The following is a 23,622-nucleotide window of genomic DNA, read 5'->3' as shown; positions in this document are numbered from 1 at the left end:
ACCAGTAGCGTTTCCCCTAGTTATCGGGAGAAACGGCCCGCCATTACATTCTAGCCTGTCATAACAACTGTCGTGACACCACGGTCCACAGGTCCGCCACGCAACGGCGGGCCGAAAGCTCTGCCAGTCAACGTGAGGAGACAAAGAATGAGGCGTAATTTCCTGAAGTCCGCGGCCGCCGCCGGTATCGGCCTGGCCGGTGCGAGCGCGTTCGCGCAACAGCAAGCCGCAGCCCCCGCGGCGGGTGCCGGCCTGCGCGGCAATGCCAGCGACGTCTACGTGATGAACGTGATGGTCTCGGGCGTCGAGTACTGGTTCCCGGTCTACGAAATGATGAAGCAGCTCGGCCGCACGCTGGGCGTTCGCACCCGCTACACCGGCACGCCGGAGTACGACGTGAACAAGCAGCTCGCATCGTTCGAGCAGGAACTGGCGCGCAAGCCCGCCGGCATCCTGCTGCACCCGATGAACCCCGACCCGTTCATCGAACCCATCAACCGCGCCGCCGCGATGGGCATCCCGGTCGTGACCTTCGCGGCCGATTCGCCCAACTCCAAGCGCACCTCGTTCATCACCTCCGACAACGACCGCGAAGGCAACCAGGCGGCCGACGCCATCGCCGCTTCGCTGAACGGCAAGGGCGAGTACGCCGTGCTCGAGAACCCGGGCCAGGACAACCACGACCGCCGCATCGCCGCGTTCGTGAACCGCATGAAGGCCAAGCACCCGGGCATGAAGCTGGTCGGCCGCGCCGCCAGCAACCAGGACCCGAACAAGGCCTACCAGGCCGTGCTGAGCCTGGCGCAGGCCAACCCGAACCTGGGCGCGCTGTTCATGCCCGAGGCCAACTCGGCGCTCGGCGCGGCGCAGGCCAAGGTCGAGACCAAGAAGAACATCAAGGTGATGTGCTGCGACGTCAACGCCAAGATCCTGGACATGATCAAGTCGGGCGACGTGTTCGGCGCCATCAACCCGAACCAGGGCATGCAGGGCTACATGGGCATGATGATGCTGTTCCTGGCCAAGAACCCGGGCCTCATCGACCCGATGAACGACGCCAAGCGCAACGGCACCAACCCGATGTCGGTGCCCTTCCTGGACAACGGCCTGGCCGTGGTGAGCAAGGCCAACGCCGACGACTTCTACTGGGACAAGTACCTCGCCCGTCGTGGCACCAAGGGAATCGGCGAGTGAGCACCCCTGCCGCATTGCTTGAACTGCGCGGCATCGCGAAGCGCTTCGGCGCTTCGCGCGCGCTCTCGGGCGTGGACTTCTCGCTGCAGGCCGGCGAGATCCACGCCCTGTGCGGCGAGAACGGCGCGGGGAAGTCGACGCTGATGAACATCATCGACGGCATCCACCAGCCCGACGAAGGCGAGATCGTGCTGTGCGGCCAGAAGGTCGTCATCGACGGCCCCGCCCACGCCATGCGCCTGGGCATCGGCCTGGTGCACCAGGAAATCGCCCTGTGCGCCGACGCCACCGTGGCCGAGAACATCTTCATGCCGGAGATCAACGCCGGCAAGCAGGCGTGGATGAACTTCTCCGCGCTGAACACGCGCGCCGCGACAGTGCTGGCACGCCTGGGCCAGGACATCGACCCGGCCGCGCTGGTGCGCGACCTGAGCATTTCGAGCCAGCAGCTGGTGGAGATCGCCAAGGCGCTCACGCTGGACTGCAAGGTGCTCATCCTCGACGAGCCCACCGCCGCCCTCACCGACAACGAATCGGCCGCGCTCTTCCGGGTGCTGCACGACCTCAAGGCGCAGGGCATCGGCATCATCTACATCAGCCATCGCATGGCCGAGATCTTCACGCACTGCGACCGCGCCACCGTGCTGCGCGACGGGCGCAACGTGCACAGCGGCCCGCTCGAAGGCATGACGCCCGACGAGCTGGTGCGCCGCATGGTCGGGCGCGACCTGGGCAACTACTACCCGCCCAAGCAAGCCGGCGCTGCCGCCGATGCGAACGCCGGCCCCGTGCTCGAAGTCGACGGCATCGCCGACGACGAGCGCGTGCACGGCATCTCCTTCACGCTCCAGCGCGGCGAGATCCTCGGCATCGCCGGCCTGATGGGCGCCGGGCGCAGCGAGCTGGCCGAGACCGTGTGCGGCCTGCGCCCCGCGCGGCGCGGCGCCGTGCGCCTGAACGGCAAGACGCTGGCCATCCGCAAGTACAGCGACGCGCTGCGCGAAGGCATCGCCTACTTGAGCGAAGACCGCAAGGCGGCCGGCGTGTTCCTCGACCTGCCGATTGCGCAGAACATCTCGTCGATGGCGCTGCGCCGCGTGAGCTCGGCCCTGGGCCTGCTGCAGCGCGCCACCGAGCACCGGCTCGCGGTGCAGCTGGGCGCCAAGCTCAACCTGAAGTCGGACGGCGTGGCGATCGAGGTGTCGAGCCTCTCGGGCGGCAACCAGCAGAAGGTGGCCATCGCCAAGCTGCTGGCCACGCAGCCCGCGGTGCTGCTGATGGACGAGCCCACGCGCGGCGTGGACGTGGGCGCGAAATCCGAGATCCACCACATCCTGCGCGACCTGGCCGACCAGGGCGTGGGCGTGGTGGTGATCTCTTCCGAACTGCCCGAGATCATCGGCCTGTGCGACCGCGCACTGGTGATCCGCGAAGGGCGATTGGCGGGCGAACTGGCCCATGACGAGATGACGGAGGAAGCCCTGCTGCGGCTGGCCTCCGGACTTTGCGAACCCGAAGAGGCAATGGCATGAACTTTCCGACCAGAATCGACGCAGGCGCCGCGGCCACGGCCACGGCCGGCTCCCTGCAACCCCGCCGAACAGGAGACCCCGTGAAGCAGGCCAACAAGCTCACGAGCATGCGCGAGGCCGGGCTGGTGCTGATCATCGTGGCGCTGTGCGTCGCGATGAGCTTCGCATCGCCCTACTTCCTCACCTGGGACAACGTGCGCGCGATGCTGCTGTCCTTCTCCATCGAAGGCATCGTGGTGGTGGGCATGACCATCCTGCTCATCGTCGGCGGCATCGACCTGTCGGTGGGCTCGGTGGTGTGCTTCGCGATGGTGGTGACCGGCAAGCTCTTTCTCATGGGCATGGACCCGTGGCTCGCGAGCCTGGTGGCCATCGGCGCGAGCGGCCTCATCGGCGCCATGATCGGCGGCTGCGTCACGCGCATCGGGCTGAACCACTTCATCGCCTCGCTGGCCTTCATGGTGATCGTGCGCGGCCTGTGCCTGGCGCTCACGCAGGGCACGCCGCAGTCGCTGTTCTCGCTGCCGGCCGAGTTCAAGTTCATCGGCCAGGGCACGCTGTTCGGCGTGCCGGCCGTGATCCTGATCTTCCTGGCGATCGTGATCGTGAGCGACTTCGTGCTGCGCCGCTCCACCCTGCTGCGCCGCGTGTTCTACACCGGCAGCAACGAGAAGGCCGCGCTGTACGCCGGCATCCGCGTGGGCCGCGTGAAGTTCTGGGTCACGGTGCTGTGCTCCGCCTCGGCGGGCCTGGCCGGCGTGATCTACACCGCGCGCTTCGGCGCCGCCACGCCGACCTTCGGCATGGGCATGGAACTCAACGTGATTGCCGCGGCCGTGATCGGCGGCGCCAGCCTCAAGGGCGGCTCGGGCACCGTGCTCGGCGCCGTGCTCGGCCTGGCGCTGCTGTCGGTGGTGACCAGCTCGCTGATCCTGCTCGACGTGTCGCCTTACTGGCAGGACGTGATCAAGGGCCTGATCCTGCTCGCGGCCGTGACCATCGACCACATCCTGAACACCCGAAAGACCAAGCGATGAGCAGCGCAACGCAGATGAAGAAAACCACCCTGGGCCCCTCGGGCATCGAAAGCTCGGCCATCGGCCTGGGCACCTGGGCCATGGGCGGATGGATGTGGGGCGGCGGCGACAACGCAGCCGCCGTGATCGCCATCCAGGCCTCGCTCGATGCGGGCGTGAACCTGATCGACACCGCGCCGGCCTACGGCCTGGGCCGCTCCGAGAGCATCGTCGGCACCGCGCTCAAGGGCCGCCGCCACGAGGCCGTGATCGCCACCAAGTGCGGCCTGGTGTGGCACACGCAGCAGGGCACGCATTTCTTCGAGGAAGACGGCCACCCGGTGTACCGCTACCTCGGACGCGACTCGATCTTCCACGAATGCGAAGAGAGCCTGAAGCGCCTGCAGACCGACTACATCGACCTGTACATCACGCACTGGCAGGACCACACGACGCCCGTGGCCGAGACCATGGACGCGCTGCTGGCGCTCAAGAAGCAGGGAAAGATCCGCGCCATCGGCGTGAGCAACGCGACGCCCGAGATTCTTTCGGAGTACCTGAAGCACGGCCCGGTCGATGCGGCGCAGGAGCTCTACAGCCTCATCGACCGCGGCATCGAGACCACGCTGGCGCCGCTGTGCGCCGAGCACAACGTGGCGGTGCTGGGCTACTCCTCGCTGGCGCTGGGCCTCTTGGCCGGGCCCATCGACCCCGCGCGCGAGTTCAAGGGCGACGACCAGCGCGCCACCAACCCGCGCTTCAGCGAAGCCAACCGCGCCAAGCTAAAGGCCTTCTTCGACACGCTGGAGCCGCTGCGCACGCACCTGGGCTGCTCGTTCGGCCAGATGATGATCGCCTGGACCGTGGCCCGCGGCACCGTCTCGGTGGCGCTGTGCGGTGCGCGCGTGCGCCAGCAGGCGATCGAGAACGCCGGCGCCGGCGCGGTCGTGCTCGACGGCGAAGCCCTGCAGCTCATCGACGCCGCGGCCAAGCGCCACCTGGACGCGCTCGCCTGAGCGCGCCTTTTTCCTCCCTTCCTTTTTCCTCAACACGGAGTTCTTCCTTCATGTCGAAAGACAAGACCGCGCGGCTCAACCGCCTGCTGCACAACGGCCGCTGCCTGGACATCGCCCTGGACCACGGCGTGTGCAACGAACCCACCTTCCTGGACGGCCTGGAGGACATGCCCGGCGTGATCGACAAGCTCGTGGCTGCGAAGCCCGACGCGATCCAGCTGAACTACGGGCAGTCCGACCTGCTGCAGGACCGGCCCGGGCGCGATCGCCCCGCGCTGGTGATGCGCCTGGACATGGGCAACCCCTACAACGCCGTGCACCACCGCGTGATGTGGGCCGTGCTGCAGAACCAGGACGACCCCGTGCTGCCCGCCGTGCAGCGGGACGCGGCCTGCGTGGTCGTCAACCTGTTCATGCTGCCCGACGAGCCCGACCTGTTCCGCCAGTGCGTGCAGAACATCGCCCGCGTGCGCGCCGACTGCGACCGCTACGGCATGCCACTGATGATCGAGCCGCTGGTGATGCAGGCACCCACCGCCACCAGCCGCTACATGGTGGACGGCGACGCCGAGAAGATCGTCACGCTCACGCGCCTGGCGCGCGAGATGGGCGCCGACATCGTCAAGGCCGATCCCACCACCGACGCCACCGACTTCCACCGCGTGGTGCAGGCCGCGCGCTGCCCCGTGCTCGTGCGCGGCGGCGGGCGCGAAGACCTGCAGCAGGTGTTCGCGCGTTCGCGCGTGCTCCTGGACCAGGGCGCGGTCGGCATGGTGTACGGCCGCAACGTCTACCAGCACGCCAACCCCTCGGCGGTGGTGAGCGCACTGATGGCCATGATCCACGACGGTGCCAGCGCCGAAGCGGCCTGGAACCTCTACGAATCGGGCGGCGTGAAATAAGAGCGCCCAGGCGCCGGTGCCTTCCCCCGGAAGGCGCCGGCGCCAACCAGCGGGAGAGCAAGACAGAAGAAGAAGTGGACGGCGGACAACGCATGCGTTGCCCGCCGGGGGCGCGCCTGCGCGTGCGCTTTCCCTGCAAGCGACCGAGTGACTCGAGAGAACCAAGGACAAGAGGGTTCCCTGCGAACTTCAAACAACCTGGAGGCGACGATGAAGATCCGGTATTTCCTGATGGCGTTCCTGGTGCCGTGCGTCACATTGCTGACGCATGCGGCAATCACCGGGGTCAGTCCGATGACGACCCTCAACAAGATGGCCACGGCGGCTGCCGCTGTCGTGGCCGACCCGCTCCCGCTGCAGGGGCCGGGCCTGGGCAACCTCACCTACACCTCGGCGGAACTGTTCAAGCCGGTGTCGATGATCACCAGCGCCGCGCACCCGCTCGATCCGGCGCACAGCGACGCCTACGAGGCGCGCGACGTGCCCGCCACGTACCCGGGCCGCAAGGACTACGGCATGAACGCCGGCATCATGGTCAACGGCTACTTCCTCACCTCCTTCGCGCCGGACAGCGGCCTCGGCCCCGGCGGCTTCCTGCTGTACGACGTGTCGAACCCGCGCCAGATCAGGCTCGTCAAGAAGATCTACGAGCCCGATGACGCGACAGGCGGCCGCACCAAGGAATTCCGCGAGACGCATTCCTTCGGCACCGCGAAGATCGGCGGCAAGACCTACGTGGTGCTGCCCAGCATCAACGGCGTCGAGTTCTGGGACTTCACCGACATCAACGACATCAAGCAGGTGAAGAAGCTGGTGCTGCCCGGCGTCAACTCGGGCGACTACGAGAACGTGTCCTGGCAGCTGTGGTGGCAGGCGCCCTACCTGTACGTGGCCTCGGCCGGCCGGGGCATGTTCATCGTCGACGCGACGGACCCCGCGAACGCGGTGGTCGCCAACCGCGGCGCCGGCAAGCCCAACCCGGTGCCCACCGGCGAGCTCGGTGGCTTCCGGCTCGGCCCGATCTTCACGATGGGCAACCACATGGTGCTGACCGCAATGGAAAGCAACGGCGGTTTCGCGAGCCTGGACATCTCCGACCCGCTCAACCCCAAGGTGCTCGATTCCATCGCCGGCGCCACGCCGTTCTATTACGCGACCTGCTTCGACGGCAAGAGCGTGCACGCCTCCGCGCGCGGCAGCGGCGCCAAGATGTACAGCTACGACCTGAGCGACCGCTCGCGCTTCGTGGCCGAGGACAACCGGCTCGTCATCGACGAGCAGCTGTATTGCGCCACGCAGGACAACTACGTGATCCAGGGCGCGCAGACGCGCATCCACAAGGTCGACGTGAGCAACCCGCTCAACCACGTGGAAGTGGGCCGCGGCAGCATCCTGCGCGAGGACGACCCGAACTTCTCGCACTCGGACAACGGCCAGGTCGCGATGTTCGGCAACCTCGTCTTCGTGGGCAACGACCACGGCTCGGGCAGCGGCTTCGTCGTGCACGCGGTGGACCCCGACACCACCAAGCCCGAAGTGAAGCAGGTCTCGCCCGCCAACGGTGCGAAGCAGCAGGCCCTCAGCTCGCGCATCGGCCTGGGCATGACCGACAACATCCTGCCGGAGAGCGTGAACAGCAACACCTTCATCGTGCGTCCGGTGGGCGGCAACACGCTGGCGGGCACCTACAGCGTGCAGCTGGGCATCGTCAACTTCCATCCCGCGCAGCCGCTGCTGCCGGGCACCAGCTATGAGGTGTTCCTGCCGGCCAACGGCGTGAAGGACTATGCGGGCAACGCCATCGGCGCCGACTACCGCTCCACCTTCAACACCGGCAACGCCAGCGACATCAACCTGATGCACCACTGGCCGCTGACGGGCAACCTGGGCGACCAGATCGGCGCCAACAACGGCACCCCCGCCACCGGCGACGCGTTCGAGAGCATCGGCCTGAACTTCGCGAACCGCACCGCCGGCGTGCCGCTGAAGAACGACACCGTGGCCAGCGCGCTGGGCGGCACCGCCACGCTGAGCTTCTACATGAAGACCACGCAGGCCGGCGGCGCCAACTCGTGGACCGCGCCCGGCATCTTCGGTCGCGACCAGTCGGGCGGCACCGACGACGTGTTCTGGGGCTGGCTGGACACCGGCGGTCGCATCAAGCTCTCGGTGGGCAATGACGGCGGCACCACCTCCACCGCGGCCGTGAACGACGGCAACTGGCACCACGTCGTGCTCACGCGCGACGCGGCCTCGGGCGCGCAGGCGGTGTACGTCGACGGCGTGAAGACCACGTCGACCGGGCCGACCGGCACCAAGGGCCTGTCGACCAAGTTCCAGGTCATGGGCCAGATCCAGGGCAACACGGCGCTCTTCAAGGGCACGCTGGCCGAGGTGCGCGTGTACGGCCGCGTGCTCGGCCAGGCCGAGGTGGACACGCTGCGCGGCCAGGCCATCATCGGCGACCCGGGCCTGGGCGGCGGGCCCAAGCTGGTCAACGGCCAGCTGAGCTTCAACCCCGCGACGCTCGGCGCCAGCGGCGTGCAGTTCCGCTGGAACTTCGGCAACGGCACGCAGACGGCCTTCTCGAACCAGCCGAACACGAGCTACACCTACACCACCCCCGGCCACTACACGGTGACCCTGACGGTGAAGGACAGCAGCGGCCGCGAGACCTACTACACCTACAACGTGACCGTGATCGCGCCGGTCACCGCGACCGCGCCCACGCACACGACCAACATCGCGGGCGATGCGAGCCGGGTGTACTCGGTGAACCCCGACAGCGGCACGGTGGCCGCCATCGACGCGCAGACCCTCGCCAAGCTGTGGGAAGTGCGCGTCGGCGATGAAGCCAAGACGCTGGCCGTGGGCCCGGACGGCCGCATCTGGGTCGCGGTGCAGGGCGAGGACAAGCTGGTGGCACTCAACGCCGCCGACGGCTCGCAGTCGGTGTCGATCCCGCTGGCCTACGGCAGCGGCCCCTACGGCGTGGCCTTCACGCCCAACGGCGCCAAGGGCCTGCTCACGCTGGAAAGCAAGTCGGTGCTCATGAGCTTCGACCCGAGCAACGGCGCCACCACCGGTGCGCTGGCGCTCGAGGGCGGCGTGCGCGGCATCGCCGTGAGCGCCGACTCGCAGGTGGCCTACGTCACGCGCTTCAAGTCGAAGATGACGGGCGGCCAGCTGCACAAGGTCAACCTGCAGTCGCTGACCGCGCTGCAGACCATCCCGCTGCCGGTGGACACCACGACCGTCGACACCGAGAGCCGCGCGCGCGGCGTGGCCAACTACCTGAGCCAGGTGGTGATCTCGCCCGACGGCTCGCGCGCCGTGCTGCCTTCGAAGAAGGACAACATCGTGCGCGGCCGCTTCCGCGACGGCAAGGACCTGCCACACGACCAGACGGTGCGCTCCATCCTGTCGCAGGTGAACCTGCAAAGCGCCGCCGAGGTGTTCTCCGAGCAGATCGACTTCGACGACCGCGCCCCCGCGCGCGCCGCGCTGTATTCGCCCGCCGGCGACTACCTGTTCGTGGCGCAGATGGAAGGCAACCGCGTCGCCATCGTCGACAGTTACACCCGCGCGATTCGCGGCGAGATCAACGCCAGCAGCGCCCCGCACGGCCTGTACCTGGACGCGGCGCGCAAGCGGTTGTTCGTGAACAACTTCCTGGCGCGCTCGGTGTCGGTGCACGACGTGGCGAAGGTGCTGTCGGCCGAGACCAACGCGGCGATCTTCCTGCAGAACGTGGCCACCGTGGCGCAGGAGCCGATGGCGGCCGCGGCGCTGCGCGGCAAGCAGGTGTTCTACAACGCGGCCGACCGGCGCATGAGCAAGGACAACTACATCTCCTGCGCCAGCTGCCACGCGGACGGCGGCGACGACGGCATGGTGTGGGACTTCACCCAGCGCGGCGAAGGCCTACGCCGCACCATCAGCCTGCAGGGGCGGCGCGGCACCAGCCACGGCAAGCTGCACTGGACGGCCAACTTCGACGAGGTGCAGGACTTCGAGAACGACATCCGCAACGAGTTCGGCGGCACCGGCTTCCTGAGCAATGCCGACTGGGCCGCCACGCAGGCCCCGCTGGGCGCCCCGAAGGCCGGCAAGAACGCGCAGCTGGACGACCTGGCCGTGTACCTGGGTTCGCTCAACAAGTACATGCGCAGCCCGGCGCGCGCCGCGGACGGCAGCCTGAGCGTGGACGCGGTGCGCGGACAGACCGTGTTCAACACGGCCCAGTGCGCCACCTGCCACACGGGCGCCACCTTCCGCGACGGCCTGCGGCACGACGTGGGCACCATCCAGGCCTCGTCGGGCAAGGGCAGCAACCAGCCGCTGGCGGGCGTGGGCTTCGACACGCCGACCCTGTCGGGCACCTGGAACACCACCGCGTTCTTCCACAACGGCCAGGCGGCCACGCTGCAGGACCTGCTCGCGGGCGGCCACGGCAACGCCTCCAGCCTGCCGGCGAACGACGTGGTGGCGCTGCGCGAGTACGTGCGCTCGCAGGACACCGCCCCGGCGGTGGTCACGCGGCTGCGCTCCGACCTCAACCCGACGATGTGCGTGAACATCAAGGGCGCCTCGACCACCAGCGGCGCGACGGCGGTGCAATGGCCGTGCGGCAACGCGGGCAACGAGAAGTTCACGATGACGCCCGTCACCGGCGGCTACGTGCAGTTCATCGCCGAGCACAGCGGCCTGTGCCTGGCGCAGAACGGCACGGCGACCACGAACGCGGCCGTGGTGCAGGTGACCTGCTCGTCGGGCAACACGGCGCAGTGGAGCCTGGTGGGCGGCACGGTGCGCAACCGCGCCTCGGGCTCCTGCCTGGACGTGCCGAACGGCTCGACCACGCAGGACACGGCGCTGATCACCTGGACCTGCAACGGCGGCAACAACCAGAACTGGACGCAGCTGCCCTAAGCCCCGCGCTTCGCGCCTGACCCCAGGCCGGCCGTTTCGACGGCCGGCCTTTTTTTCGTCTGGCGCATGACCTCCCGCGTCATGGATTCGATGCACCCGTTCTGGAACAGTGGGTCCATCGATTCACCAACCAGGAGAAAAAACCATGACCGGCTTCAACATCCTCCCGCTCGCCGTTGCCCTGCTGATCGGCATTGCCGCACTGGGTTCGTGCATCGGCATCGCGCTGGTGGGCCAGAAGTTCCTCGAAGGCACGACGCGCCAGCCCGAGCTGGTCGACACGCTGCAGACCAAGTTCTTCCTGGTCGCGGGCGTGACCGACGGCGCCTTCATCATCGCGACCGGCATCGGCCTCTGGTTCGCCACCGCAAGTCCGTTCGGTTGACGTTTGCGTAACCTTTCGCGAGGGTCCGGCGCGGCGAAGGCGACACGGTTCACTGGCACCATTCGTGCTAGTACCGTTGACACCGAATTGTTTACGGCTAAAGTATTTAACTATCAACAGTTCAGTTGTCTCAACCCTTCCCTAGCCGGAGAACCCGATGCGCCCCACGTTCCTGAAATCGCCCGCGCTGCCGCGCACCCTGATCTCGCTGCTGCTGTGCGGCGCCGCCCTCGGGGCCTCGGTGTCGGCCGTGGCCGCGCCGGTCAAGGTGGGTTTGGCCCTTGACATCTCGGGGCCTTTCGCGGCCCTGGGCGCCGAGGCGCGTGACGGCTTCGCGCTGGGCATCAAGCAGCTGAACGGCAAGCTCGGCGGGCAGGACGTGGAGTTCGTGCAGGCCGACATGGCCGGCAGCCCCGACCAGGCCAAGCAGCTGGTCGACCGCATGATCCAGCGCGACAAGATCGACATCTTCAGCGGCCCCATCGGCTCCAACGTGGCGCTGGCCGTGGGCCCGACGCTGTTCAACGCCAAGGTGCCCTACCTGTCGGCCAACGCCGGCCCGAGCCAGTTCGCCGGTGCGCAGTGCAGCCCCTACTTCTTCGGCACCGCCTACCAGAACGACCAGTTCCACGAGGCCGCCGGCAAGTTCGCACAGGACCGCGCGTTCAAGAAGATCGTGCTCATCGCCCCCAACTACCCGGCCGGCAAGGATGCGCTGGGCGGCTTCAAGCGTCAGTTCAAGGGCCAGGTGGCCGACGAGCTGTACACCAAGCTGGGCCAGATCGACTACGCCGCCGAACTCGCGCAGCTGCGCGCGGCCAAGCCCGACTCGATCTACTTCTTCCTGCCCGGCGCGATGGGCATCAACTTCATCAAGCAGTTCGTGGGCGCGGGCCTGTCCAAGGACATCACGCTCGTGACCAGCGGCTTCTCGGCCGACGAGGACGTGATCGGCGCAGTGGGCGAGCCCATGCTCGGCCTGTTCAACACCTCGCACTGGGCGCACGACCTGGACAACGCCGCCAACAAGGCCTTCGTGGCCGCCTTCCGCAAGGAATACAACGGCCGCTACCCGTCGGTGTACGCCGCGCAGGCCTATGACGCGATCCTCGCGATGGACGCCGCCGTGAAGCAATCGGGCGGCAACGCGCAGAACCGCGAGGCCGTGGTCGCTGCCCTGAAGAAGGCCAGCTACGCCTCGACGCGCGGCACCTTCAAGTACGCGAACAACCACTTCCCCATCGAGAACTTCTACCTGCGCGTGATCGGCAAGGACGCGCAAGGCAAGGTGACGAACAAGCTGATCAACACCGTGCTGACAAGCTACGGCGACAGCTACGCCAGCAAGTGCGCAATGAAGTGATGCGGCTCGTCTTTCCATGAGCGGCATCCTCGTCCTCGAGCAATTGCTCAACGGCATCGGCTACGGCCTGATGCTCTTTCTTCTGGCGGCGGGCCTCACGCTGGTGTTCGGCATCATGGACGTGCTGAACCTGGCGCACGGCTCGCTGTTCATGGCCGGCGCCTACGTGGCCGCCGAGGCGCACACGCGCACCGGCTCCTTCGCCGCCGCCATCGTGGTCGCGGTGCTCGTCACCGTGGTGGTGGCGCTGCTCATCGAGGTGCTGCTGATGCGTCGCCTCTACAAGCGCGACCACCTGGCGCAGGTGCTCGCCACCTTCGGCGTGATCCTGGTGGCCGACGACATCGTCAAGATGATCTGGGGCCCCTCGCCCGTGATGGCCCCCACGCCGGCCGCGCTCTCGGGCCCGGTCGAGCTGATGGACGGCCTGCCCTACCCCTCGTACCGCCTCGTGGTGCTCGCGGGCGGCCTGCTGATGGCGCTGGCGCTGTACGTGCTCGTGAACCACACGCGCATCGGCATGCGGGTGCGCGCAGGCGCGTCCGACCGACCGATGGCCGAGCTGATGGGCGTGCGCGTGGGCCGCATCTTCAACGGCGTGTTCCTGCTCGGCGCGGCGCTGGCCGCGCTGGCCGGCGCGCTCATGGGCCCGATCGTCGCGGTGCAGGTGGGCATGGGCGAAGCCATCCTGATCCCGGCGCTGGTGGTGCTGGTGATCGGCGGCATCGGCTCGGTGCGCGGCGCCTTCGTGGCCGCGCTGCTGGTCGGCGTGGTCGACACCATCGGCCGCGCCTTCGTGCCGATGCTGCTGCGCGCCACGCTGCCGCCCGCCACGGCGGCCGACCTGGGGCCGCTGTTCGCCGAGGTGGCGATGTACGCGCTCATGGTCGTCGTCCTGATCTTCCGGCCCTCGGGCCTCTTCTCCGCCCGCGCATGAAACCCTCGTCACGCACCTTCGGCCTCGGGCTGCTCCTCGTGGCGCTCGCGGCCTTTCCGCTGGTCGCGCCGCTGTTCGGGCTCGACTTCTACATCGGCTTCGTGCGGCGCGTGCTCGTCGTCGCGCTGGCCGCCGCGAGCCTGAACTTCATCCTCGGCTTCGGCGGCATGGTGGCGCTCGGGCACGCGGGCTTCATCGGCATGGGCGCCTACACGGTGGTGGCGCTCAGCGACGCCGGCGTGATGTCGGCCTGGATCCTGTGGCCCATGGCCGCGCTGGTGGCCGGCCTGGTGGCCGCGCTGATCGGCACGGTGGCGCTGCGCACGCGCGGCGTGTACTTCATCATGACCACGCTGGCCTTCGCGCAGATGCTGTACTTCGTCGTCGTGTCGCTGCGCAAGTACGGCGGCGACGACGGCTACACGCTGATGTCGCGCCCCACGCTGCTGCCGGGCCTGGACCTGGGCAACGAATCGACCTTCTACTGGGTGGTGCTCGTGGTGGTGGCGCTCGCGCTGTGGTGGCTGCACCGCGCCACGCAGGCGCGCTTCGGCCATGCGCTGATGGGCATCCGCGACAACGAGACGCGCATGCGCGCACTGGGCTACCCGGTGTTCCGACTGCAACTCGTCGCCTTTGCCATCGCGGGCGCGATCGCCGGGCTGGCCGGCGCGCTGCTGGCCGGCGGCAACGGCTTCGTGAGCCCCGCGACCATGCACTGGACGCAGTCGGCCACGCTGGTGGTGATGGTCGTCATCGGCGGCCTGGGCCGCAGCTGGGGCGGGCCGGTGGGCGCCGTGGTCTGGCTGGTGCTCGAGGAAGCGCTCAAGCAGCACACCGAACACTGGCACATGCCGCTGGGCCTGCTGCTGATCGCCGTCGCCCTCTGGGCCCCGCGCGGCCTGGCCGCGCTGTCGACGAAACGCCGCACGGTCGCAGCAGCAGCGGCTTCCGCTGCAACTGCCGCAGGGAGCGCCAAGCCATGAGCCTTTTCAGAATCGAAGGGTTGGTCAAGCGCTTCGGCGGCCTGCTGGCGACCGACCACGTGAGCCTCACGGTGGAGCGCGGCGAAGTGCATGCGCTCATCGGCCCCAATGGCGCGGGCAAGACCACGCTGGTGAACCTCATCACCGGCCTGCTGGAGGCCGACGCGGGCCGGCTGATGCTCGACGGGCAGGACATCACGGCCTACAAGGACCACCAGCGCGTGGCCGCCGGCATGTCGCGCTGCTTCCAGGTGACGCGCGTGTTCGCCAAGGAAACGGTGCACGACAACCTGATGCTCGCGGCGCAGGCCCATGCAGGGAGCAGCCTGCGTTTCCTGGCACCGCGTGCGAACGAACGCGACCTGGTCGACCGCGCCCACGCGCTGGCCGACCGCGTGGGCCTGGGCAGCGAGCGCCACCGCATCGCGGGCACGCTGCCGCACGGCGCGCAGCGCGCGCTCGACGTGGCATTGGCGCTGGCCGCCGAACCCAAGCTGCTGCTGCTCGACGAGCCGATGGCCGGCATGGGCCCCGACGAGTCGGCGCGCATGGTCGATCTGATCGAATCGCTGCGCGCCTCGATGGCCATCCTGCTCATCGAGCACGACATGGACGCCGTGTTCCGCCTCGCCAACCGGCTCACGGTGCTGGTGCAGGGCAAGGTGCTGATGAGCGGCACGGCCGACGAAGTGCGGGGCCACCCCGATGTGCAAGCCGTGTACCTCGGCACCGAAGCGGAAGGACACGCATGAGCACGACGACCACGACATCCACCCTGCTCGAGGCCACCGCCATCGAAGCCGGCTACGGCGCCAGCCAGGTGCTGTTCGGCATCGACGTGCGCGTCGGCGCGGGCGAAGTGATGGCGCTGCTGGGCCGCAACGGCATGGGCAAGAGCACGCTGCTGAAGGTGCTGACCGGCACGATCGCGCCGATGCGCGGCGGCGTGCAGTTCTGCGGCGCGGCCATCGGCGGCCACCGGCCCGACGCCATCGCGCGGCGCGGCATGGCCATCGTGCCCGAGGGGCGCCACGTGTTCCCCAACCTCAGCGTGGACGAGCACCTGCGCGCCTTCGCACGGCCCCGGCCCGGCAGCGCGCCGCGCTGGACCGTGGAGGCGCTCTACAAGCTCTTTCCGCGCCTGTCGGAGCGCAAGGCCAACGCGGGCAACCAGCTCTCGGGCGGCGAGCAGCAGATGCTGGCCATTGCGCGCGCGCTGTCGACGCACCCGCGCCTGCTGATCCTCGACGAAGCCACCGAAGGCCTGGCGCCGGTGATCCGCGAGGAGATCTGGCACTGCATCGCCACGCTGAAGTCGGAGGGCGAGGCGATCCTGGTGGTCGACAAGTACGTGCAGCGCCTGCTGCCGTTGGCCGACCGCCACGTGATCCTCGAGCGCGGACGCGTGGTGTGGCAGGGCGACTCGGCCGCGCTCGACGCCGACCGGTCGCTGTGGACGCGCTACCTGGGCGTGTGAGCCGGCGTTCGTCCGTTCGCTGCTAGCGCGGACGGCACGCCAGGAAGTTGGCCCAGGTCACGTCGTCGCGGCCGATCCACTGACTGCCCCATTGCAGGTCAAGGCCCGCCGTCGCCAGCGCGTCGGCGAACGCGTCTTTCGCCCAGTACACGGTCTGGTAGTCGCCGAGGGTCTCGCCTTCGCCGATGCGCATGGCCGCGAGGAAAACCCCGCCGGGCGCGAGCGCATCGAGCACCTTGCGCAGCACCGGCGCGATCTGCGCGCGATCGACATGGATCAGCACGCACATCGCAAGGACCGCGTCGTAGGGCCCGCCCAGCGCATCCGTGACGACATTGAGCAGCTCGCCCTTCTTGCCGCGCTCGGCCTGCAGGTCGAGAAACGCCTGGACCGCATCGGTGCGCCTCACGACCCCGCCCAGGGATTCGACGAAGTCGGCGTCCTGCCCCGACCCGGAGCCGATCTCGAGCACGGTGCCGCCGGCGGGCACGCGCTGCATCATGCGGCGCACCGCGTCCTCGATCTCGGGCGGCCGGTGGCCCGCCACGATCGCGTTGTAGTCGCGCGCGGACGCTTCGTAGGACGCGATGGTGCGGTCCATGTGCTCGTGCACCGGGGTGGGGGCGGTCATGGGCGCCTTTGCCGGGTTCAGACCGAGCGCGTGATGCCGCCGTCCACGCGCAGGTTCTGCCCGGTGATGTAGCCCGCACCCTCGGAGGCCAGGAAGCCGATGGTGGCGGCGATCTCGGCGCTGCGGCCGTAGCGGCCCATCGGGATGCGCTCGCGGAACACGTCCTTCTCGGGCAGGCTGTCGATGAAGCCCGGCAGCACGTTGTTCATGCGCACGTTGTGCTTGGCGTACTGGTCGGCGAAGAGCTTGGTGAAGGCCGCGAGGCCGGCGCGGAACACGCCCGAGGTCGGGAACACCGGGTCAGGCTCGAAGGCCGCGAAGGTCGAGATGTTGATGATCGCGCCGCCGCCCTGCTTCACCATGTGCGGCGCCACGAGGCGCGCGGGGCGCACGGCGCTCAGGAAGTAGACGTCCATGCCGCGGTGCCAGTCGTCGTCGCTGATCTCCAGGATCGGCGCGCGCGGGCCGTGGCCGGCGCTGTTCACGAGCACGTCGATGCGGCCCCATTCGGCCATGACCTTGTCCACGAGGCGCTGGATGTCGTCGTTCGACTGGTTGGAGCCGGTGACGCCGAGGCCGCCGAGTTCCTGCGCCAGCGCCTCGCCCTTGCCCGACGAGGACAGGATGGCCACGCGAAAGCCGTCGTCCGCAAGCTTGCGCGCCGCCGCGGCGCCCATGCCGCTGCCGCCGGCGGTGACGATGGCTACTTTCTGATCTGACATGGTGGGTTCCTCCTTCGGATGAAACCCCGTAGCCTACCCCTCGATGTCCCAGCGCGCTTTCACGGGGAAAGGCGCGCTGTCCTGCAGGGTGAAGCGCTTCAGGTCTTCCTCGAACCCGGCCTGCGGCATCAGCGAGGGCACCTGCTCGGGCCTGGCGCGCGGGCCCGTCTTGAAAGGCCGCGAGACCAGCGGCTGCCGGCTCAGCGCCCGCAGGTAGGCGGCGGTTTCCGTGTCGTCCATGAAAGCCGTGACGGTGGCCACGTCGGCCGCGATGCGCTCGGCCATCTCGGGCTCGGACAGGTCCCAGTCGCTGAGGTAGCTCAGGTCGACGAAGGCTTCCAGGAACTTCGCGCAGACGAAATCGGCGAACGAGCCATGGCCGACGCTGCTTTCCTCGTCGTCGTGCCACACGAAGGCCACGCCCACGGCGCCGCCATCCAGCGGCACGAGGCAGTAGGCGTCGCCCGCGCCCGATTGCGCAAAGGGCAGGAAGCGGCGGCCGTCCTGCCACTTGGCGTCGAGCCACTCATCGAGGTCGTTGGCCGCCTGCTCGGCGTCCAGCCACTCGAAGTCGGGGAAGCCGACCAGATCAGGCGGCCCGCTGGCAAGGAGCTGTTGCAGCAGCGGGGGAATTTCGATGCCGGTGCGGCGCGAGAGATCGTCGAACGTCATCGCTCAGGCCGTCGGCAACGTGGCCTGCATCGACGGCCGGTGGTTGAACGCCGCGAACCACTTCGCGCTGTTCGGCGCCTGGGCGCGCCAGTCCACCGAGGGAAAGCGGAAGTCCATGTAGCCCAGCGCGCAGCCGAAGGCGATGGTGCCGATGTCGACGCGATCGCCGAACGACGGCGCCGCCGCTTCCAGCCATTCGAGGCCGGTGCGCACCTTGTCGAGCTGGCCGTCGGTCCAGTCGCTCCAGCGCAGCGCTTCGGGGCGCAGCATGGTCTCGTAGCGCGCGAGCAACGCGGCGCCGGTCATGCCGTCGGCCAGCGACAGCTCGGTCAGGCGCGCCCAGCGCGCGGGCCCGGTGGCCGGGAACAGGCCGCCGGCGTACGCGGTGTCGAGGTACTCGCAGATCACGCGGCTGTCGAACAGCGCCTGGCCGTCGTCGGTGAGGAAGGTCGGCACCTGGCCCAGCGGGTTGGTCGGCAGGATGCGGGCGTCGCGCTTCACCGGGCCGGCCGCGCTGGGCAGCTTCTCGATGCGGTCGGCCACGCCCAGCTCGTGGGCCACGACCATGCACTTGCGCACGAAAGGAGACGCGGGAGAGAAGAAGATCTTCATGGCCGGAGTGAGCGAGTGAGTGTTGAAAAAACAGGCGGTTCAGCCCGTGATCGGCGTGCGCGGCGATCCCGGCTTGCGGATGCGCAGCATGCCCTCCTGCGCCGCCGAGGCCACGAGGCGGCCGTCGCGCGTGTAGAGGCTGCCGCGGCACAGGCCGCGCGCGCCGCCCGCGCTGGGCGAATCGACCACGTAGAGCAGCCAGTCGTCGAAGCGGAAATTGCGGTGGAACCACATCGCGTGGTCCAGGCTGGCGGGGCGCACCTGGCCGCTCATGAAGCTCAGGCCGTGCGGCAGCATCGCGGCGCGCAACAGGCCGTGGTCGGAGGCGTAGGCCAGCAGCGCGCGGTGCACCGTCAGGTCGTCGGGCAGCGGCGCGATGGCTCGCATCCAGATGGCGCTCTGGTTCTCGGTGGGGCGCACCTCGGGCCGCAGCAGGTCTTCGGGGTCGACGCGCCGGTACTCAATGCCGTGCGGCTGGATGGCCTTGGAGCGCCAGGGTTCGGGCAAGCGGTCGCCGAGCGCGATGCGCTGGTCGAGTTCGCTGGTCAGGCCCTCGGGGCCTTCGACGGCGGGCATGGGGAACTGGTGCTCGACGCCCTCGTCCACGGTCTGGAACGAGGCCGACATCTCGAAAATGATGCGGTCCTGCTGGCGCGCCACCACATGGCGCGTGGTGAAGCTGCGGCCGTCGCGCACGCGGTCGACGCTGTACTCGATGGGCGCGTGCTCGCCGGGCAGCAGGAAGTAGGCGTGCATCGAATGCACCGGGCGCTCGGCGCCCACCGTGAGGCTGGCGGCCATGAGCGACTGGCCGAGCACCTGGCCGCCGAAGACGGCGGGCGTGCCGATGTCCTCGCTCTGGGCCAGGAAGCGGTCGCCGCCCAGCGGTTCGAGCTGCATGAGGGCGACGAGGTCGGCAACGAGGCGGGCGGCAAGGACGGGTTCGGGGGTCATCGGGGGAAGGGATTCGGCGCAGAAAAGCAATCCACGACGATAGCAAAGGCCGGGCCCGCGCGCTGTCGCGGCCCGGTCAGCGGCGCCCGGTGGACCTACTTGAAGAAGCAGATGTCCAGCATCAGGCGCAGGCTGCAGCCGTGGTCGGTGCCGCCGTCCACCATGCGCACCGGCACGCCGCCCAGCAGCATCGCGCCGTCGGCGCCGTACGCCAGCGGCGAACGCGCGGCCTGGGTGAAGGGGCCGCTGAGCGTTTCCTGCTCGACGTACTTCAGGTACTGGCGCCGCGAAAAATCGACCGTGTCGGCCGACTTCAGCGCCACCGCCGCGTAGCGCTTGCCGTAGACCGTGCCGAAGTAGCGCAGCACCGGCCCGGTGCGGTCGCCGTACTTCACCTCGGCCTTCGCGAAGCCGGTCTGGACGAGGAAGTTGCGGTCTTCCGGGGTCAGGTCGGCGTCGAAGGCCATCAGCACGTACTGGCCTTCGAAGCTCTGGTTGCGCGCCACCTTCAGTTCGCCGATGAGCGCGGGCGTGACCTTGGTGCGGCCGTCCCAGCGCAGCAGCGCGGCCACGGACGGGTCGCCGTCGAACACGTAGTGGTACTTGTCGCCGGCGATGGCGACCTTGCGGCCGTCCTTGGCCGCGACGAAGCTCAGCACGCGGTCCTTGCCGTGGACGGGGTCGCCCTCGGGGGTGCTGGCACAGCCCACCTGCAGCAGGCCGAGGGTGGCGCAGGCCAGCGCCAGGAAGAATCGACGCGCGGGGGTCGACAGCGAAGAAGAAAGAGGCACGGTGTGTCCGGGGTTCGAGTTCATCCAGCCCCGGACTCTAGCGCCGCGCCGCCCTCAGCGGTCCAGGTCGACGCCGTCGGCCGCCAGCTTTTTCTGCAGCACCGCCACGTCGATCGCCGCGAAGCGCCCGCTGCCCAGCGAGGCCGCCGCGGTGCCCGCCGCCTGCCCCATGACGAAGCAGCCGCCGCTGGCGCGCGCGGCCGACTGGCCTTCGTGCGTCATCGAGGCGCAGCGCCCGGCCACCAGCAGGTTGTCGAGCGTCTGCGGCACCAGCATGCGCCACGGCAGGTGGTTGTAGGCGTTGGCTTCGTCGCGCGGGAAGGCCCACTCGATGCGGCCGTCGGCGTGCATTTCCATCGGCCAGGCGTTCAGGCCGATGGTGTCGTCGAAGGTGGCCGAGCCGAGGATGTCCTCGCGCCCGAGCGCATACAGGCCCTGGATGCGCCGCGTCTCGCGGATGCCGACCTGCGGTGCGATCTCCACGATGGCCGACGGCGCGAAGCCCGGCACCTCGGCCTGCAGGAACTTGAAGTACGCCGCGATCTGGCGCCGGCCCTCGAGCTCGCCGTCGCTGAGCTCGCGCGCATCGACGCCGTTCATCGCGCGGCCTTCGGCGTTGCGGATCTGCGTGACGTTGGCGCGCCACTCGCGCGGGTCCTTGTTGGGCCGCAGGATCGCGCCCTCGCGCGGAAAGCTGTACTTGCCCGGATGCTGCTGCTCGGCGCGCGCCATGAAGCCGTTGATGGCCGAGAACTCGCCCACCGCTTCCAGCGCGGCCGGCGCGTCGACCTGGCCGATGCGAAACATGGTGGTCGGGAACAGCCCGCTGCCGTGGCCGTCGCCCACTTCGAAGGGCACGCCCGCGAAGGCGGCCACGTCGGCGTCGCCGCTGGCATCGATGAAGGCATTGGCGCGGATCGCCTGGCGGCCCGATTTCGTTTCGACCACCAGCGCGGCAATGCGCGCGCCGTCGTGCAGCACGGCCGCGGCATACGCGTGGAACAGCATCTGCACGCCGGCCGCTTCGAGCAGCTGGTCGGCGGCCAGCTTGTAGGCCGAGGTGTCGTACGAGCGCACGCAGATGCGCCCGCCCATGCCGTTCTGCGGCGCGTTCATGCCGTTGAAGCCGGCGATGCGGTCGATGAGGTCGTCGACCACGCCGCGCACCAGCTGCGTCATCTCGCCGCGGCGCTTGCCGTACAGGCCCGCGAAGTTGGTCACGCCGCCCGCGGTGCCCATGCCGCCGAGAAAACCGTAGCGCTCCACCAGCAGCGTGCGCGCGCCGTGGCGCGCGGCGCTCACGGCGGCGGCAATGCCGGCGGGGCCGCCGCCGACCACGACCACGTCGAAGTCGCCGAACACCGGCAGCGCGCGCGCCGGTTCGGTCAGGGTGGGTTGCTGCGTCGTCGTTGTCATCACTGGATCTTGATGCCGCGGGTGGCGATGATCTTGCTCATGATCGCCGCCTCTTCCTTCACGCGCGTGCGCATGCCGTCCGGCGAGGTGCCCACGGCCTGCCAGCCTTGCTCGAAGAGCTTGCGGCGCACGTCGGGGTCTTTCATGACGATCTCGATCTCGCGGCTGATGCGGGCCTGCGCGGTCTTCGACAGGTTGGCCGGGCCGAGCAGCGCCACCCACACCTCGAGGTTGAAGTCTTTCACGCCGGCTTCGGCCAGCGGGGCGATCTCGGGCACCAGCGCGCTGCGCCCACCCGTGAGGCCCACGGCCTTGAGCTTGCCGGCGCGGATCTGCGGCATGGCCACGCCCGGCGGGATCAGGCCCATCTGCACCTGGTCGCCCAGCATGCCGGTGACGACCTGCGGGTTGCCCTGATAGGGCACGTGCTCGGGCTTGAAGCCGTTCACGCGGCTCTTGAGCAGTTCCATGCCCAGGTGGCCGACCGAGCCCACGCCCACCGAGCCGTAGTTCCACTTGTCGCCGGCCTGGCGCGCGGCGTCGAAGAAGGCGGTGCCCGAGGGCAGGCTGTTCTGCGCCACGAGCACCAGCGGCGCGGTGGCGATGAGCGAGAGGTACGTGAAGTCCTTCGCCGGGTCGTACGGCAGCTTGGGGTACAGCATCTTCGACGACGTGAGGTTGCCGTTGATGACGATGCCCAGCGTGTGGTCGTCGGTGGCCTTGGCCACCTGGTCGGCCGCGATGTTGCCCGAGGCGCCGGCCTTGTTGTCCACCACGACCGGCTGGCCCAGCGCGCGGGACAGCGGCTCGGCGATGGTGCGCGCCGCGATGTCGGGCGTGGAGCCGCCCGGGAAACCCACCAGCAGGCGGATCGGCTTGGTCGGCCACGCGGGGGTGTCGGCGCTGGCGGACAGCGGCAGCGCCGCGGTGGCGGCCAGGCCGCAGGCGATCAGGAGGGCTCTCTTGGTGGCTTGCATGGAAAAAAGACAGTTAAAAGGTAAACAAAAATGCAAAGAGAGCCAGCTTAACTGGCGCGCCGAGCCCTGGGCAAGGCGCACCCTCGTCAGTCGAGGCTGATGTTGCCCCGGCGCACCAGCTCGCCGTACACCTTCGACTTGGCCTCGGCATTGCGCTCGATCTCCTCGGGCGACCAGGCCAGCGGCTCGAAGGCGAAGGTGTCGAAGCGGGCGCGGATGTCGGGGTCGGCGATGACCTTGGCCACGTCGGCGTTGATCTTGGCCTTGACGGCCGCCGACACGCCCTTGGGCGCCAGCAGCGACACGAAGGAGTTGACCTCCAGCGAGGCCGGGCCGCCGGCCTCGGCCATGGTGGGCACGTCGGGCATCTGCGGGATGCGCTTGGGCGCGGCCACGGCGATGTAGCGCAGCTTGCCGGCCTTGTAGATGCCCTGGCTCGACGGGATGCTCGCGAAGGCCCACGGCACCTCGCCGGTGCCCACGTTGGAATACAGCTGCGACACCTCGCGGTACGGCGCGTGCCGCATGCGGATGCCCGTGAGCGCCTCGAGCTGCTGCGCGCCCAGGTGGCCCGGGCTGCCGACGCCCCACGAGCCGTAGACCACGCCCTCGGGGTTGGCCTTGGCGGCGGCGATCAGGTCGCCCATGGTCTTCCACTTCGACTCGGTGGCCACGGCCACGAAGAAGGGCGTGCGGAACAGCGAGGCAACCGGGTCGAAGTGCTGCAAGGTCACGAAGTTGCGCGACTTGTACAGGTGCGGCAGCGCGGCGATGTGCTCGCTGTCCAACTGCAGCAGCGTGTAGCCGTCGGGCGCGGCGCGGCGCGCCTGGTCGATGGCGATGAAGCCCCCGCCACCGGGCCGGTTGTCGACCACCACGCGCTGGTTCCACAGCCGCGAGAGCTTGTCGGACACCAGGCGCAGCACCGCGTCGGGGCCGCTGCCGGCCGCGAACGGGGTGATCAGCGTCACCGGCTTGCTCGGGTAGTCGCTGCCCTGCGCCCAGGCGCCGGAGGCGGCGGTCAGGGCCAGGACAGCGGTCGTCAGCAATGCGCGTGGAAAGTTCATGGGTTGTCTCCTGGGCCTTCGGCCTCGTGGGTGGGGGTAT

At 69.0% G+C, this 23,622-nt stretch carries 21 protein-coding genes; 12 read left to right on the top strand and 9 right to left on the bottom strand.

The window, feature by feature from the left end:
* The first annotated feature begins 147 nt into the window (after positions 1 to 147).
* From AC57B8_RS11630 to AC57B8_RS11575, 12 genes are all read left to right on the top strand, one after another.
* Positions 148 to 1,194 (top strand): substrate-binding domain-containing protein, encoded by a 1,047-nt coding sequence (locus AC57B8_RS11630; RefSeq protein ID WP_056584185.1) that lies wholly within the window; start codon positions 148 to 150, stop codon positions 1,192 to 1,194.
* Positions 1,191 to 2,726: a sugar ABC transporter ATP-binding protein gene (locus AC57B8_RS11625; protein ID WP_496479681.1), complete on the top strand. Its 1,536-nt coding sequence runs from the start codon at positions 1,191 to 1,193 to the stop codon at positions 2,724 to 2,726. The genes AC57B8_RS11630 and AC57B8_RS11625 overlap by 4 nt, the downstream gene beginning before the upstream one ends.
* Positions 2,723 to 3,763 (top strand): ABC transporter permease, encoded by a 1,041-nt coding sequence (locus tag AC57B8_RS11620; RefSeq protein WP_070063424.1) that lies wholly within the window; start codon positions 2,723 to 2,725, stop codon positions 3,761 to 3,763. The genes AC57B8_RS11625 and AC57B8_RS11620 overlap by 4 nt, the downstream gene beginning before the upstream one ends.
* On the top strand, positions 3,760 to 4,758 hold the full coding sequence (locus AC57B8_RS11615) for an aldo/keto reductase (RefSeq protein WP_496479680.1): 999 nt from the start codon (positions 3,760 to 3,762) through the stop codon (positions 4,756 to 4,758). Before AC57B8_RS11620 ends, AC57B8_RS11615 begins: the two co-directional genes overlap by 4 nt.
* Before the next feature lie 50 nt (positions 4,759 to 4,808).
* Entirely contained in the window at positions 4,809 to 5,660 is an 852-nt protein-coding gene (locus AC57B8_RS11610; RefSeq protein WP_070063426.1) for a class I fructose-bisphosphate aldolase, read from the top strand.
* A 210-nt stretch (positions 5,661 to 5,870) separates the two neighbouring features.
* Complete coding sequence (locus AC57B8_RS11605; protein ID WP_496479679.1) at positions 5,871 to 10,592, top strand: RICIN domain-containing protein; 4,722 nt, start codon at positions 5,871 to 5,873, stop codon at positions 10,590 to 10,592.
* Between the two features lie 145 nt (positions 10,593 to 10,737).
* Positions 10,738 to 10,977 carry a F0F1 ATP synthase subunit C gene (gene atpE / locus AC57B8_RS11600; protein ID WP_062476044.1) on the top strand — a complete coding sequence of 80 codons (240 nt, stop codon included), beginning with the start codon at positions 10,738 to 10,740 and terminating at the stop codon, positions 10,975 to 10,977.
* 157 nt (positions 10,978 to 11,134) lie between these two features.
* Entirely contained in the window at positions 11,135 to 12,340 is a 1,206-nt protein-coding gene (locus tag AC57B8_RS11595) for an ABC transporter substrate-binding protein (protein ID WP_493195471.1), read from the top strand.
* Between the two features lie 16 nt (positions 12,341 to 12,356).
* Complete coding sequence (locus AC57B8_RS11590; protein WP_062476050.1) at positions 12,357 to 13,277, top strand: branched-chain amino acid ABC transporter permease; 921 nt, start codon at positions 12,357 to 12,359, stop codon at positions 13,275 to 13,277.
* Positions 13,274 to 14,263, top strand: a complete 990-nt coding sequence (locus tag AC57B8_RS11585) for an ABC transporter permease subunit (protein ID WP_492733465.1) — start codon at positions 13,274 to 13,276, stop codon at positions 14,261 to 14,263. Before AC57B8_RS11590 ends, AC57B8_RS11585 begins: the two co-directional genes overlap by 4 nt.
* The gene (locus AC57B8_RS11580) at positions 14,260 to 15,015 is read left to right on the top strand and encodes an ABC transporter ATP-binding protein (RefSeq protein WP_159273561.1); all 756 of its coding nucleotides are present in this window, start codon (positions 14,260 to 14,262) and stop codon (positions 15,013 to 15,015) included. The genes AC57B8_RS11585 and AC57B8_RS11580 overlap by 4 nt, the downstream gene beginning before the upstream one ends.
* Positions 15,012 to 15,740 carry an ABC transporter ATP-binding protein gene (locus AC57B8_RS11575; protein ID WP_062476058.1) on the top strand — a complete coding sequence of 243 codons (729 nt, stop codon included), beginning with the start codon at positions 15,012 to 15,014 and terminating at the stop codon, positions 15,738 to 15,740. The genes AC57B8_RS11580 and AC57B8_RS11575 overlap by 4 nt, the downstream gene beginning before the upstream one ends.
* Positions 15,741 to 15,762: 22 nt before the next feature.
* Here the strand turns inward: AC57B8_RS11575 and AC57B8_RS11570 are convergent, their stop codons facing one another.
* From AC57B8_RS11570 to AC57B8_RS11530, 9 genes are all read right to left on the bottom strand, one after another.
* Positions 15,763 to 16,371 carry a methyltransferase gene (locus tag AC57B8_RS11570; RefSeq protein ID WP_496479678.1) on the bottom strand — a complete coding sequence of 203 codons (609 nt, stop codon included), beginning with the start codon at positions 16,369 to 16,371 and terminating at the stop codon, positions 15,763 to 15,765.
* Between the two features lie 17 nt (positions 16,372 to 16,388).
* A complete protein-coding gene (locus tag AC57B8_RS11565) occupies positions 16,389 to 17,093 on the bottom strand; it encodes an SDR family oxidoreductase (RefSeq protein ID WP_369645009.1) in 705 nt (234 codons plus the stop codon).
* 33 nt (positions 17,094 to 17,126) lie between these two features.
* On the bottom strand, positions 17,127 to 17,765 hold the full coding sequence (locus AC57B8_RS11560) for an SMI1/KNR4 family protein (protein WP_496479677.1): 639 nt from the start codon (positions 17,763 to 17,765) through the stop codon (positions 17,127 to 17,129).
* Positions 17,766 to 17,768: 3 nt separating this feature from the next.
* Positions 17,769 to 18,377 carry a glutathione S-transferase N-terminal domain-containing protein gene (locus AC57B8_RS11555; RefSeq protein ID WP_495306128.1) on the bottom strand — a complete coding sequence of 203 codons (609 nt, stop codon included), beginning with the start codon at positions 18,375 to 18,377 and terminating at the stop codon, positions 17,769 to 17,771.
* A 39-nt stretch (positions 18,378 to 18,416) separates the two neighbouring features.
* Positions 18,417 to 19,331 carry an acyl-CoA thioesterase gene (locus AC57B8_RS11550; RefSeq protein ID WP_496479676.1) on the bottom strand — a complete coding sequence of 305 codons (915 nt, stop codon included), beginning with the start codon at positions 19,329 to 19,331 and terminating at the stop codon, positions 18,417 to 18,419.
* 95 nt (positions 19,332 to 19,426) lie between these two features.
* The gene (locus tag AC57B8_RS11545; protein ID WP_235944206.1) at positions 19,427 to 20,122 is read right to left on the bottom strand and encodes a hypothetical protein; all 696 of its coding nucleotides are present in this window, start codon (positions 20,120 to 20,122) and stop codon (positions 19,427 to 19,429) included.
* Positions 20,123 to 20,176: 54 nt separating this feature from the next.
* Positions 20,177 to 21,538: an FAD-dependent oxidoreductase gene (locus tag AC57B8_RS11540; protein WP_496479675.1), complete on the bottom strand. Its 1,362-nt coding sequence runs from the start codon at positions 21,536 to 21,538 to the stop codon at positions 20,177 to 20,179.
* Positions 21,538 to 22,515, bottom strand: a complete 978-nt coding sequence (locus tag AC57B8_RS11535; RefSeq protein WP_493195478.1) for a tripartite tricarboxylate transporter substrate-binding protein — start codon at positions 22,513 to 22,515, stop codon at positions 21,538 to 21,540. Before AC57B8_RS11535 ends, AC57B8_RS11540 begins: the two co-directional genes overlap by 1 nt.
* Positions 22,516 to 22,601: 86 nt before the next feature.
* Positions 22,602 to 23,582, bottom strand: a complete 981-nt coding sequence (locus AC57B8_RS11530; protein ID WP_070063438.1) for a Bug family tripartite tricarboxylate transporter substrate binding protein — start codon at positions 23,580 to 23,582, stop codon at positions 22,602 to 22,604.
* Positions 23,583 to 23,622 lie beyond the last annotated feature (40 nt).

The organism is Variovorax sp. BGA-UO-ETr-C22 (assembly GCF_059567965.1).
Note: the sequence above shows the minus strand (reverse complement) of the source record. Positions and strands in the feature narration are given on the sequence as shown.

Excerpts from the sequence above, each read along its gene's own strand:
- AC57B8_RS11630 (WP_056584185.1), top strand. The coding sequence starts at position 148 with ATGAGGCGTAATTTCCTGAAGTCCGCGGCCGCCGCCGGTATCGGCCTG.
- AC57B8_RS11620 (WP_070063424.1), top strand. The coding sequence starts at position 2,723 with ATGAACTTTCCGACCAGAATCGACGCAGGCGCCGCGGCCACGGCCACG.
- AC57B8_RS11615 (WP_496479680.1), top strand. The coding sequence starts at position 3,760 with ATGAGCAGCGCAACGCAGATGAAGAAAACCACCCTGGGCCCCTCGGGC.
- AC57B8_RS11610 (WP_070063426.1), top strand. The coding sequence starts at position 4,809 with ATGTCGAAAGACAAGACCGCGCGGCTCAACCGCCTGCTGCACAACGGC.
- AC57B8_RS11605 (WP_496479679.1), top strand. The coding sequence starts at position 5,871 with ATGAAGATCCGGTATTTCCTGATGGCGTTCCTGGTGCCGTGCGTCACA.
- atpE (WP_062476044.1), top strand. The coding sequence starts at position 10,738 with ATGACCGGCTTCAACATCCTCCCGCTCGCCGTTGCCCTGCTGATCGGC.
- AC57B8_RS11595 (WP_493195471.1), top strand. The coding sequence starts at position 11,135 with ATGCGCCCCACGTTCCTGAAATCGCCCGCGCTGCCGCGCACCCTGATC.
- AC57B8_RS11590 (WP_062476050.1), top strand. The coding sequence starts at position 12,357 with ATGAGCGGCATCCTCGTCCTCGAGCAATTGCTCAACGGCATCGGCTAC.
- AC57B8_RS11585 (WP_492733465.1), top strand. The coding sequence starts at position 13,274 with ATGAAACCCTCGTCACGCACCTTCGGCCTCGGGCTGCTCCTCGTGGCG.
- AC57B8_RS11580 (WP_159273561.1), top strand. The coding sequence starts at position 14,260 with ATGAGCCTTTTCAGAATCGAAGGGTTGGTCAAGCGCTTCGGCGGCCTG.
- AC57B8_RS11575 (WP_062476058.1), top strand. The coding sequence starts at position 15,012 with ATGAGCACGACGACCACGACATCCACCCTGCTCGAGGCCACCGCCATC.
- AC57B8_RS11570 (WP_496479678.1), bottom strand. The coding sequence starts at position 16,371 with ATGACCGCCCCCACCCCGGTGCACGAGCACATGGACCGCACCATCGCG.
- AC57B8_RS11565 (WP_369645009.1), bottom strand. The coding sequence starts at position 17,093 with ATGTCAGATCAGAAAGTAGCCATCGTCACCGCCGGCGGCAGCGGCATG.
- AC57B8_RS11560 (WP_496479677.1), bottom strand. The coding sequence starts at position 17,765 with ATGACGTTCGACGATCTCTCGCGCCGCACCGGCATCGAAATTCCCCCG.
- AC57B8_RS11555 (WP_495306128.1), bottom strand. The coding sequence starts at position 18,377 with ATGAAGATCTTCTTCTCTCCCGCGTCTCCTTTCGTGCGCAAGTGCATG.
- AC57B8_RS11550 (WP_496479676.1), bottom strand. The coding sequence starts at position 19,331 with ATGACCCCCGAACCCGTCCTTGCCGCCCGCCTCGTTGCCGACCTCGTC.
- AC57B8_RS11540 (WP_496479675.1), bottom strand. The coding sequence starts at position 21,538 with ATGACAACGACGACGCAGCAACCCACCCTGACCGAACCGGCGCGCGCG.
- AC57B8_RS11535 (WP_493195478.1), bottom strand. The coding sequence starts at position 22,515 with ATGCAAGCCACCAAGAGAGCCCTCCTGATCGCCTGCGGCCTGGCCGCC.
- AC57B8_RS11530 (WP_070063438.1), bottom strand. The coding sequence starts at position 23,582 with ATGAACTTTCCACGCGCATTGCTGACGACCGCTGTCCTGGCCCTGACC.